Origin of the sequence: Arthrobacter sp. FW306-07-I, from assembly GCF_021800405.1 — a bacterium.
Classification (GTDB): domain Bacteria; phylum Actinomycetota; class Actinomycetes; order Actinomycetales; family Micrococcaceae; genus Arthrobacter.
In genome coordinates this window covers 2,915,894-2,927,954 of sequence record NZ_CP084550.1, presented here as the reverse complement: position 1 = coordinate 2,927,954, position 12,061 = coordinate 2,915,894, and the positions used below count along the sequence as shown (strand labels likewise).

The window sequence follows — 12,061 nt, the reverse complement described above, 5'->3', positions numbered from 1 at the left end:
CAACGCGTCGCGGCCTACTCTCCAGCCGACACGGGCCGCTCCCTGCGAAGCTCAGCCCTGTTTGACGTTGATGACGGAAATAGCGGCAGTTGAGGTGTCGTCCGGACCCTTTTCTTCCTTACCCGGCCCCGCCTGGGCCTCGCCTTCGGCCGCGGGTGGTTCCACCGGAATGGGGGCTACATGCACGGCAGGACGGGGGCGTCCTGCCAGCTCTGCCTGGGCTGCCGGCTGGGCGCCTACGGCAGGCCGTGCCTGTCCGGAAGGTGTGGCCGGACCAGGCTGAACGGTCGCAGGTTGGGCGCCCGCAGGGCTGCCGGGATCGGCGTGGGTGCCCTCAGGGCTGGCAGGGCCAGGTTGGCCAGGGCCGGTTTGCGCGGGGACGGGGATGACAGTAACGGCGGGAGTGACGGCTGAACTGCCACTCCCCGTTACATGGGCTGTTGCGGAAGCTCCGGCAGCGGCAGGTGCTGCTGCTCCGGACGTATCCGGCCCGTTCTTGGCCGGCAGCGGCTCGACGCTGATGGGCTGCCCGCCGTACTCGGCGATGTCGCTGGCGAGGCTTTCCAGCATTCCCTCCGCTTCGCTGACCATTTCAGGATCACCCGCGGCCAGGCCTTTGACCAGGTACTGCGCCAGGGCGAACTCCGCGGACAGGGCGGCCCGGCGCAGCAGGTGCTGGTCCGGGACGTCGCGCCGGCTGGACGTGTAGGCGGCCAGCACCGTGTCGATGAAGTCCTGCTCGTTGGATGCCACCAACCAGGCAAAGTCGTCGGCAGGGTCGCCGATGCGCAGATCCGTCCAGCCGGTGACTGCGGTAACACGTCCGGACTCCACCAGCAGGTTGTCCTCGTGCAGGTCGCCGTGCACCACACAGGGGTTGAACCGCCACAGCGAAACATCCTCCATGGCGTGTTCCCACCGGCGCAGCAGGGTGGCGGGTATCTTCCCGGTGGTTGCAGCCTGGTCCAGTTCGTTCAGCCTCCGTTGGCGGAACTCGTTGGGGGTGTAGCTGGGAAGATCGGCGTTGCTGACCAGTGACCGCGGCAGGTCATGGATTGCAGCCAGGGCGGAACCGATTTCGCGGCCCAGCGCGGCGGGGCCCGACGTCAATTCCTCGACGCTGCGCGTGCTGCCGGACAGGTGCGAGTATACGAAAGTGGTTAGGGCCCCCAACCGGACGCTGCCCGCCACGGTCGGCATGAGGAACGGCAGTTCCGCCCGGACCCCCGGCGCGAAAGCACGCAGCACGAGGAACTCCGTTTCGAGCCGGGCGCTGGCTTCGGCGTGCCGCGGCGACCGTACCCGCCAGCGCTTTCCCTCGGAGTCAAGGAGCAGGGCTGAGTCGAAGTCCGCTGGGTCATCCGGCGCAGAGCTAACGGCCGTCGGGGTCAGTCCGGGGACTGCCGCGGTTGCAATCGCCGCCAGTTCAATCGGTTTTCTTCTCACCGTTCCACGGTAAGTTGCGCGCCGTCCCAGAAGGCGGTCCGGCCGCGGCGAGTCTTGAGATAGCTGCAAATCCCGGAAACCAACCCGGACGGACGCCCGGGAAATGTGAAATGTCGGTGGCAGTCAGTACGGTGGAACCATGAGCCACGCGGAGTCCGTAACACCCGTCCATCAGGCCGTGCCCGCACCACTGCCGGCAAACCACCTTGTGGACACCCTTCTTCCGGTGAGGCCGGCCCTGGTGGACCGCGGATCTGCCGTGCGCGGCAGGCCCGGCATGGTGGATGAGCTGCTGGCCGGTCCGGAGGCTGTGGCCGCAGTCCTGTCCCGGCGCCAGGGGCTGGTGCGGGGGAGCAGCCTGGTCCTGACTGGGGCCAGGGACCTCCTTGCGGAACTCAATGCGGCAGGATTCGCGCCGGAGCTCGTCGTATACCTGGGGTCGGCCCTGCCCCCCGCCGATCTCCCAGCCGGGACCGAGCTGTTGCTGTTCGTGCTGCCTGAACCCCCGGAACCTGGCACCGCCGGGATTCCTGCCGACGCAGCCTGGGCCGGGTTCCGGGAGGTCGCGGCAGGATTGACCGCCACCTCCACTGCCCTTTTCGTCGAGTCCAGCGCCATCGCCAACTGGCACGCAGCCCACATGCACTGCCCCCGTTGCGGGACACCCACAGAGGTGGAAGCCGGCGGCTGGGTGCGCCGGTGCCCGGCAGACAATTCAGAGCATTTTCCCCGGACTGATCCCGCCATCATTGTCACGGTGGTAGGACCGGACGGCCGGCTGCTCCTGGGCGGCGGCGGCCCTCCGGAAGCCCGGAACTACTCCACGCTGGCCGGCTTCGTCGAGCCAGGGGAGTCGCTCGAGGAAGCCGTAGTCCGCGAGATCCAGGAAGAGGTGGGGGTGCGAGTCACCGCCTGCCAGTACCTGGGCTCCCAGTCGTGGCCGTTCCCGGCCTCCCTTATGCTTGGATTTACCGCCGTTACCGAGGACGCCGAAGCAACGCCCGACGGCGTGGAGGTCACCAGGGCCCGCTGGTTCAGCCGCGGGGAACTCCAGGATGCGGTGCTCAGTGGGGAGATCACCATTTCCACCAGGCTTTCCATCGCCCGTTCCCTGATCGAGCACTGGTACGGCGGCCGGATCCAGGACCTGGCCGACGCCTAAGTTATTCCATTCACCAGACACCAGCACGCGGTAGTCGAGAAACAAAGCAGCAGAAGTGACTACAGAGAATTTTGATGGATCCGGTTCCCTTGAGGACCGGATCCTTGGAGGGCTGGACGACGAACAGCGTGAGGTGGCCAGCACCCTGAACGGTCCGTTGTGCGTGCTGGCCGGGGCGGGAACCGGGAAGACCCGCGCCATCACCCACCGCATCGCCTACGGCGTGCACTCCGGGGTTTACACACCGCAGCGCGTTCTCGCAGTCACCTTCACCGCCCGCGCGGCCGCTGAGATGCGGAGCCGCCTGCGGGACCTCGGCGCGGGAAATGTGCAGGCAAGGACGTTCCATGCTGCCGCCCTGCGCCAGCTGCAGTTCTTTTGGCCGCAGGCTGTGGGCGGCACACTGCCCAACCTGCTGGACCACAAGGCCCAGCTTCTTGCGGAGGCGGCCCGCCGGCTCAGGCTCAGCACCGACAGGGCGTCCATCCGCGACCTTGCCTCGGAAATCGAGTGGGCCAAGGTATCGATGCTGACGCCTGCCAACTACCTGGAAAACGCCCAGGGGAGGGGCGCACCCGGCGGGTTCGACCTCACAGCGGTGGCGCGTGTCTTCCAGTCCTACGAGGATGTCAAGACCGACCGCAACGTGATTGACTTCGAGGACGTCCTGCTGATCACGGTGGGCATCCTGCAGGAGGACGAAAGGGTAGCCGCCACCGTTCGCGAACAGTACCGGCACTTCGTGGTTGACGAATACCAGGACGTGTCACCGCTGCAGCAGCGGCTCCTGGAGCTCTGGCTCGGCGGGCGGGACGAACTCTGCGTGGTGGGCGACGCCAGCCAGACCATCTACTCCTTTACCGGCGCATCGCCCCGGCACCTCCTGGACTTCAAGGCCCGCTACCCGCAGGCCAACGTGGTCAAACTCATCAGGGACTACCGTTCAACGCCTCAGGTGGTGAAGCTGGCCAATGACCTGCTGGCGGGCCGCCCCAGCGGAGGGCCCACCGCTGACGCCGCCTGGGCCGCGCCCCTGCAGCTTGTGGCCCAGCGTCCAGCCGGGCCTGCACCGCAGTTCACGGAGTGCACGGATGATGAAGCGGAAGCCGCCACCGTGGCGCAGAAGATCAAGGCACTGCTCGACGCCGGCACTCCGGCCAGCCAGGTGGCCGTCCTTTTCCGCACCAACGGGCAGTCTGAGGCGTACGAGCAGGCATTGGCAGCGGCGGGCATCGGCTACCAGCTCCGCGGCGGTGAGCGCTTCTTTGCCCGCAAGGAAGTCCGGGACGCCATCCTCCAGCTGCGCGCGGCCACCAGGGCTGTGTCCCCAACGGATGCCCCGGAACCTCTCGGGCAGCTGGTGCGCGACATCGTTTCCTCCTTGGGTTACACAGATTCCGCGCCGCACAGCGGCGGGGCCCTGCGCGAACGCTGGGAGTCGTTGGCGGCACTGGTGGCGCTGGCCGATGAACTCGTGCAGAACCGCGGAGCCCAGTTCGGCCTGGGGGACTTCGTCAACGAACTCCAGGAACGCTCCCTCGCCCAGCACGCGCCCACCGTGCAGGGCGTTACGCTCGCTTCCCTCCATGCTGCCAAGGGCCTGGAATGGGATGCCGTCTTCCTGGTGGGCCTCAGCGAAGGGCTGATGCCCATCTCCTTCGCCGATTCGCCTGAATCGGTGGATGAAGAGCGGCGGCTGCTGTACGTCGGCATCACCCGTGCACGGGAACACCTGTCCCTCTCGTGGAGCACGGCAAGGACACCAGGGGGCCGGGCCAACCGCAAGCCGTCCCGGTTCCTTGACGGCCTGCGGCCTGACTCGGTGGCAAGTTCAAGCACCCGCGCAAAGGGAACCGTACCGCGCCGCAAGGCTGCCGCCCCCGCCGTCTGCCGGGTCTGCGGCAGCATGCTTGCCACGGGAGCTGAACGGAAGGTGGGCCGCTGCAACGCGTGTCCGCCCACCTATGAGGAACAGACCTTCGACGCCCTGCGCAGCTGGCGCCGGGAAGTGGCGCAGTCAGCGGACGTTCCGGCGTTCGTGGTCTTCACCGATGCCACCCTTACTGCCATCGCCGAAGCCAGGCCCGCGTCGATGGAGGAACTGTCGGGCCTCGCCGGCGTGGGTCCCTCCAAGCTGGAAAAGTACGGGGAAGACGTCCTCCGGGTCCTGGCCGAAAGCTCGGTCCTGTGAGGCCCAGCCCCAACAGCAGCTCGCGGCAGGCAGCACCCCAGCCGGCCGCGGCCCTGACCACAGCGGACGGTTCCCCCGTGGAGGTGCGGCGGTCTGTCCGGCGCACCCGCACGGTTGCTGCGTTTTGGGAGGACGGGACGGCGGTGGTTGCCATCCCGGCCCGGTTCACGGCAGCCCAGGAGCGCGAGTGGGTTCACCGCATGCTGGCCAAACTGCACAAACAAGGGGAGCGGCACGCTGCATCCGGCCGGCGGCGTCCTGCCACTGATGAGGCCCTTGCAGCCCATGCGGCACAGCTGTCCGCCCAGTATCTTGGCGGCCGGTCACGTCCTGCTGCCGTCCGATGGGTGGGCAACCAGAACTCCCGGTGGGGGTCCGCCACCCCGGCCGACGGAACCATCCGACTGTCGGACAAGCTACAGCCCATGCCGCAGTGGGTCATCGACTATGTCCTGCTCCACGAGCTTGCCCACCTCCTGGTGGCCTCGCACAACGCGGCTTTCTGGAAGCTGCTGGAGGCCTATCCGGAAACCCAGCGGGCCAAGGCGTTCCTTGAGGGCGTCTCGTTTGCCACGTCCCGCGGCCTGGCGCCCCGGGGTCTGGACAAGGACGGGGCGGAGAGCCAGGCAGGCACTGGGCAGCTGCCCGGCGAGTGGTCCGACGACGCCGACTAGGACTTTTCCGGGCACTCCGCCCCTGCTCCCGGTCCTTGAACACGGCTCCCGGACCTTCAACACGGTTCCTGGTCCTTAAACACGCTGGCGGGCCAGGAAATCCTGGCCCGCCAGCAAAGTGTCAGCCCCTTGGCTGGTCTGTACCGCCGTCGTCGTCCTGGCCTGGGGAGTCCTCGCCTCCGGAGTCCCCACCCCCGGCGCTGTCGTCAGTATCGTTGGTGTCCTCGAAGCCGCCGCTGAGCAGCTTCTGCAGCGCATCGTCCACCTCGCTGTCGCTGGCCTCGGCGAGCTTACGGCGGGAGCTGAAGCCCTTGGGGTCATCCAGGTCCTCGGCAGTGGGCAGCAGGTCGGGGTGGTGCCAGATGGCGTCACGGCCCTCGATGCCCCGCTCCTCCTTCAGGGTGGCCCACAGGGTGGCGGCGTCGCGGAGCCTGCGCGGGCGCAACTCAAGTCCCACCAGGGAAGCGAAGGCGTGTTCGGCGGGGCCGCCGGTTGCGCGCCGGCGCCGCACTGTTTCGCGCAGCGCGCCGGCGGACGGCAGGACCTTCTCGGTGGCAGCAGCGGTCAGTTCATCCACCCAGCCCTCCACGAGGGCCAGCGCGGTCTCGAGCTTCTCCAGCGCCTGCTCTTGGGCGGGGGTCCGCTGTGGCATGAAGACGCCCTGGGACAGGGCCTCCTGGATGCCCTCGGGATTGCTGGGGTCCAGGTCGCGGGCAAGCTCCTCAATGCGTGAGGTGTCGATGTGGATGCCACGGGCGTAGGCCTCGATGGCGCCCAGCAGGTGTCCGCGCAGCCACGGGACCTGCACGAAGAGGCGCGCGTGCGCGGCTTCGCGCACGGCAAGGAACAGCCGGATGTCGTTCTCGGGCAGGGACAGGCCTGCACCGAATGCGGCGACATTTGTTGGCAGGAGCGCCATTTCAAGGTCGGCGAGCGGCACACCGATGTCGGTGGAGCTCACCACGTCCTGGGACAACGCGCCGATGGCCTGCCCCAGCTGCATGCCGAAGATCGCGCCGCCCATGTTCTGCAGCATGGACGAGGCGCCGCCCATCATGGCCTTCATTTCCTCGGGCATCTGCTCCGTCATGGCGGAGGAGAGGGCGTTGGCGATGCTGTTGGCCACGGGCTCCGTGAGCCGCTTCCAGGTCCCCAGTGTGGCTTCCACCCATTCGGCGCGCGACCACGCCTTGCCGATCAGGCCGGTGGAGGGCAAATCGGTGACGGGGTCCAGCCACAGCTCAGCGAGGCGTAGGGCTTCGTCCACATCCCGCGACTGCTGCGCCGTGACCGACGGATCAGAGCTGCTTGCGGCCACACGGCGGGCATTGTCGTGGGCCAGGGTCCAGTTGACGGGGCCCTCCGACGGGGCGCTCATCATCGCCTGCACCTGTGAGAACATCTGTGCCAGCAGGTTGGGGTCATCCGGCAGCCCGGCCGCCTTGGCCAGTTCGGCGGGGTCGAAGTTCTCCATCCCCTTGCCGCCCATCAGGTTCTGCAGCATTTCGGTCAACGGATCCTTCGGATTGTCGTCGCCGTTGGACGGATTGAGTGGGTTGGAGGTCATGTTCCCGCCGATCGCTGGTGTGACTGTTGATCAACCTTCACGGTACCCCGGCGCGGGTCGGCTGTCTGCCGCCCGCCGCCGTCGTTCGCTGTAGGCAAAGCGCCCCCGGCGAGCCGTCACCGCGTAGTGTTGGTAGGGTGACTACAACCCGTGGCGGACATCCCTCCGAGGACCACGTTCCCGACGTTTCCCCCTTCTCCGCTCCCGGCCCCTTTGGCCCTGGCAGCACGCCGGAAAGCGCCGGCAGCGGCGACGCCGTGGAGGCGGACCGCGGGGTTGAAGCGGCCGACGGCGGACGTCCCGGCAGGCGGCTGTCCACCATGATGATCGCCGGGCTGGCTGCGCTGGGGTTGGGAATTGCGGTGGGTACACTGCCGGTGCCTTACGTCATCGAGTCGCCCGGCCCCACCTACAACACGCTGGGGGAGAGCCAGGGCCACCCCGTGATTAATGTGAGCGGCCATGAAACGTATCCCGCTGCCGGGAGCCTGGACCTGACCACCGTCTACGTTGACGGCGGCCCCACCGGCTCCGTCAGCATCCTCAGTGCCTTCTCCGCCTGGCTGGACGGCTCCAAGTCCGTCTATCCGGTGGAACTGATCTATCCGACCGGCACCACGAAGGAAGAGGCGCAGGAACAGAGCGCGGTGGCCATGGCCACGTCGCAGGAGAATGCCGTGGCCTCCGCACTGAACGAACTGAAGATCCCGTTCGGACAGCAGCTGCAGGCCGCGGGTCTGTCCAAGGATTCGGCGTCGGCAGGCAAGATCCAGCAAGGGGACATCCTCAAGGCCATCAACGGCAAGGACATCACCTCGCTCTCCGTTGTCCAGGATGAACTGGCCGAGGGCAAGGGGGCCCCGGCAACGGTGACAGTTGAGCGTGCAGGCCAGCCGGTCACTGTCCAAATCACTCCCAAGGACAATGGCCAGGGCCGCTTCATCCTGGGTGTCATGCTGAAATATCTCTTCACTTTCCCTTTCCAGGTGCAGATCTCCCTGGACAAGGTGGGCGGCCCCAGCGCAGGGCTTATGTTCTCGCTGGGCATCATCGATACGGTCACGCCCGGTGACCTCACGGGCGGCAAGCACATTGCCGGCACCGGCACCATCTCCCCGGAAGGAACGGTGGGCCCGATCGGTGGCATCGGCCAGAAGATGCGGGGTGCGCGCTCCGCCGGTGCCACCCTTTTCCTGGCGCCCGCCGGCAACTGTGACGAGGTTACCGGCCACGTTCCCGACGGACTCCAAGTAGTCAGGGTGCAGAACCTGGCCGAGGCCCGGCACGCAGTGGAGCTGGCCGGAAGCGGGCAGGATACCTCCGCACTTCCTGCCTGCACCGGCAAATAGCACCTGCGCCAGCACTAGACTGAGCCCAACTAGACTCGACAGGAACTAAGCTCCACCGCCACTCGTGGCACAGATGACGGACGAAACCAGCCGTTTGACCGGTACCGTACGTCGCTCGCACGCTTCGAATCTCGACGACCAGCTATGAGGTACCCAGTTTGTCCCGTCCCGCCAGCACCATGTCCACAGGCAGACCCCCTTCACGACGCGGCGCCCTGACGCCCACGTTGATCGTTGTCGCCCTGGTGGTAGTGGGCTTCATTTTCTTCGCCAACGTCTGGACCGATGTCCTCTGGTACCGGCAGCTGGGCTTCGTCGAGGTCTTCGTCACCGAGAACCTCGCCAAGATCGCAACCTTCGTGGCCGGCTTCGCCATCATGTTCGCGGCCGTCTTCTTCTCGATCCGCATTGCCTACAACGCCAGGCCGGTCTACGCGCCTGACTCGGAGGTCCGGGACAACCTCAACCGGTACCAGGCACAGCTGGAGCCTGTCCGCAGGATTGTCATGATTGGCCTGCCCGTCCTCTTTGGCTTGTTTGCCGGCAGCGCAGCCGCCAGCCAGTGGCAGAAAGTCCTGCTGTTCTTCAACCAGGTGGGCTTTGGCCAGGCCGATCCGCAGTTCAACATGGACATCAGCTTCTACCTGATGACCTTGCCGTTCCTCGGGTTTGTAACCGGATTCCTGATCAGCGTGGTGGTGATTGCGGGCATCGCCGGCATCCTCACCCACTACCTCTACGGCAGCATCCGCCTAATGGAGCGCGGCGTGTTCACCAGCCGCGCCGCGCAGATCCACATCGCAGTGACCGGCGCCGCGTTCCTGGTGCTCCTGGGCGTCAACTTCTGGCTGGACCGTTACTCTTCCGTGCAGAACAACGGCGGCCGCTGGGCCGGTGCCCTCTACACGGATGTCAACGCCGTCATCCCCACCAAGGCCATTCTCGCCGTGGCCGCCGTGCTGGTGGCCATCCTGTTCATCGTGGCGGCCGTAATCGGCCGTTGGCGCCTGCCGGTGATCGGCACGGCAATGCTGATCATCACGTCCATCCTGGCCGGCGGTGTTTATCCCTGGGTCATCCAGCAGTTCCAGGTCCGCCCCTCGGAGCAGACGCTGGAAAGCGAATACATCAAGCGCAACATCGAGAACACGCGCAAGGCCTACGGCCTGGACGGCATCGAGGAAACCCGGTACGAGGCCACCAACACCGCCAACACCGGCGCCCTGGCCCCCGATGCGCAGACCACGGCCAACATCCGCCTCCTGGACCCGAACCTCATTTCAGACGCCTTTGCGCAGCTGGAACAGTACCGCCCGTACTACCAGTTCCCCAAGGCCCTCAACGTGGACCGTTACGAGGTGGACGGCAAGATCCAGGACACCGTCATCGCGGTGCGTGAACTGAACCCCACGAACGTGGCCACCAACCAGCAGGGCTGGCTGAACCAGCACGTGGTGTACACGCACGGCTATGGGGTTGTGGCTGCCAAGGGCAACAAGTTCACGGCTGACGGCAAACCCGAATTCCTTCAGTCCGGTATCCCGTCGACAGGCGTGCTGGGCAATGACAACACTTACGAACCCCGCATCTACTTCGGCGAGTCCTCCCCTGAGTACTCAATCGTGGGCGCCCCCGACGGCGCTACGCCCCGCGAGCAGGACCGGCCTTCCGGCAAGGAAGGGGAGGGGGAGACCCAGTACACCTTCAAGGGCAACGGTGGCCCCAACGTTGGCTCGTTCTTCAACAAAATCCTCTACGCCATCAAATTCCAGTCCTCGGATCTGCTGCTGTCCGACGGCGTGAACCCGGAGTCGCAGATCCTCTACGACCGCAACCCGCGCGAGCGGGTCCAGAAGGTGGCCCCCTACCTGACCGTTGACGGCGGTGCGTATCCGGCAGTCGTGGACGGCCGGGTCAAGTGGATCGTGGACGGCTACACCACCAGCCAGTACTTCCCGTATTCACAGCAGAAGTCATTGTCCGATGCCACCGCTGATTCGCAGACTACTTCCGGCCGCGCCGTGGCCCTGCCCAACAGCACCGTGAACTACATCCGCAATTCGGTGAAGGCAACGGTGGATGCCTATGACGGTTCGGTCACCCTGTATGCCTGGGACGACACCGATCCTGTCCTGAAGGCCTGGCAGAAGGTCTTCCCGTCGACGCTGAAGCCGTACTCCGAGATGTCCGGCGCCCTCATGAGCCACGTCCGGTACCCGGAGGACCTGTTCAAGGTCCAGCGTGAGCTGCTGGGGCAATACCACGTGACGGATCCCACGAGCTTCTACAAGAACAACGATGCCTGGAGCACCCCGGCTGACCCGACCGTGAGTACGGATGTGAAGCAGCCGCCGTTCTACATGTCGCTGCAGATGCCTGACCAGGAGAAGCCGGCCTTCCAGCTGACGTCCTCATTCATCCCGCAGATCGTCAACGGAAATGCCCGCAACGTGCTGTACGGCTTCCTCGCCGCCGACTCCGATGCAGGCAACCAGGCCGGCGTGAAGGCGGACGGCTACGGCAAGCTGCGGCTGCTGCAGATCCCGCCGGAGACCCAGGTTCCCGGTCCCGGCCAGGCGCAGAACAAGTTCAACTCCGATCCCACCGTGTCGCAGGCGCTCAACCTGCTGCGGCAGGGAGCATCGGACGTCCTGAACGGCAACCTGCTCACCCTGCCCGTGGGCGGCGGCATCCTCTATGTCCAGCCGGTTTACCTCAAGTCGACGGGTGAGACATCCTACCCAACGTTGCAGCGCGTCCTGGTGGCGTTCGGCGACAAGGTGGGCTTCGCGCCTACCCTGGACGCTGCGCTCAAGCAGCTCTTCGGTGGGGATTCGGGTGCGGCAGCGGGTGACTCCGCCAACAACGGACAGACTCCGGCAGGTCCGGCAGCGCCTGCCACCCCCGCCGAGGCGGATGCCAAGGCCCAGTTGAAGGCGGCGCTGGATGAGGCGAACTCGGCCATCCAGGCCGGCCAGAGCGCGCTTGCAGCCGGCGACTTCGCTGCCTACGGCGACGCGCAGAAGAAGATTGCCGCGGCGCTGAAGAAGGCCATGGACGCGGAGGCCAAGATCCCGGCGACTGCCCCGCAGGCCAGCCCGGCCCCCGCAGCCTCCGCCGCGCCTTCGGCCACGCCTTCACCGTCCGCGTCAGCGGGTCGGTAGTACGACGTCGCCAGCCCGGTATCTGCGCCCACGGGAGCAGATGCCGGGCTGGCGTAACGGACGTCACGCCGCTCTGATTTGGCCTGCGGTTCACCTCCCGGTAGAGTAGTTCTTGCGACGCGGGGTGGAGCAGTTCGGTAGCTCGCTGGGCTCATAACCCAGAGGTCACAGGTTCAAATCCTGTCCCCGCAACTGAGGAAAGGCCCGGACATTGGAAACAGTGTCCGGGCCTTTTTGCTGTCCCCCGCAGCCGCGGCAGCACCGCCGTCGAACTTTGCCATAGCGGCGGACGGGACCAGGGTGCCCGGTCAGGAGTTGGAACCCGAGTGGCCGCGCTGGGTGGTCAGTCCGCCGGCAAAAGTAGGGTAGTGTTGATCAAGCGACGCGGGGTGGAGCAGTTCGGTAGCTCGCTGGGCTCATAACCCAGAGGTCACAGGTTCAAATCCTGTCCCCGCAACTTATGAAGGCCCCGACCGGCAGTTACGCCGGTCGGGGTTTTCCGTTTCCT

General features: G+C 66.3%; 7 protein-coding genes and 2 tRNA genes. 7 read left to right on the top strand and 2 right to left on the bottom strand.

All coding sequences use genetic code 11. The annotated features are described in order from the left end of the window. Positions 1-51 precede the first annotated feature (51 nt). Positions 52-1,446, bottom strand: a complete 1,395-nt coding sequence (locus tag LFT46_RS13495; protein WP_236820120.1) for a macrolide 2'-phosphotransferase — start codon at positions 1,444-1,446, stop codon at positions 52-54. Between the two features lie 139 nt (positions 1,447-1,585). Here LFT46_RS13495 and nudC point away from each other — a divergent pair, with 139 nt between their 5' ends. Genes nudC through LFT46_RS21280 form a run of 3 tightly spaced genes read left to right on the top strand, consistent with a single transcriptional unit; the run spans position 1,586 to position 5,473 of the window. Further along, positions 1,586-2,608, top strand: coding sequence for an NAD(+) diphosphatase (nudC, locus tag LFT46_RS13490; protein WP_236820119.1), 1,023 nt, complete (start codon positions 1,586-1,588; stop codon positions 2,606-2,608). Between the two features lie 55 nt (positions 2,609-2,663). Then, positions 2,664-4,799: an ATP-dependent helicase gene (locus tag LFT46_RS13485; RefSeq protein ID WP_236798946.1), complete on the top strand. Its 2,136-nt coding sequence runs from the start codon at positions 2,664-2,666 to the stop codon at positions 4,797-4,799. Beyond that, positions 4,796-5,473 (top strand): M48 metallopeptidase family protein, encoded by a 678-nt coding sequence (locus LFT46_RS21280; RefSeq protein WP_373462119.1) that lies wholly within the window; start codon positions 4,796-4,798, stop codon positions 5,471-5,473. Before LFT46_RS13485 ends, LFT46_RS21280 begins: the two co-directional genes overlap by 4 nt. Before the next feature lie 121 nt (positions 5,474-5,594). On the opposite strand, the gene LFT46_RS13470 is transcribed toward LFT46_RS21280, so the two are convergent. Beyond that, on the bottom strand, positions 5,595-7,040 hold the full coding sequence (locus LFT46_RS13470) for a zinc-dependent metalloprotease (protein ID WP_236798945.1): 1,446 nt from the start codon (positions 7,038-7,040) through the stop codon (positions 5,595-5,597). A gap of 137 nt (positions 7,041-7,177) precedes the next feature. Between LFT46_RS13470 and LFT46_RS13465 the strand changes: the two genes are divergently transcribed. The 4 genes from LFT46_RS13465 (at position 7,178) to LFT46_RS13450 (ending at position 12,010) form a co-directional block, all read left to right on the top strand. Then, on the top strand, positions 7,178-8,389 hold the full coding sequence (locus LFT46_RS13465) for a YlbL family protein (protein WP_442863648.1): 1,212 nt from the start codon (positions 7,178-7,180) through the stop codon (positions 8,387-8,389). Positions 8,390-8,568: 179 nt separating this feature from the next. After that, the gene (locus tag LFT46_RS13460) at positions 8,569-11,553 is read left to right on the top strand and encodes a UPF0182 family membrane protein (RefSeq protein WP_236798944.1); all 2,985 of its coding nucleotides are present in this window, start codon (positions 8,569-8,571) and stop codon (positions 11,551-11,553) included. A gap of 118 nt (positions 11,554-11,671) precedes the next feature. Then, positions 11,672-11,745: transfer RNA gene (locus tag LFT46_RS13455), tRNA-Met, on the top strand. A 191-nt stretch (positions 11,746-11,936) separates the two neighbouring features. After that, a tRNA-Met gene (locus LFT46_RS13450) sits at positions 11,937-12,010 on the top strand. The last annotated feature ends 51 nt before the right edge of the window (positions 12,011-12,061 follow it).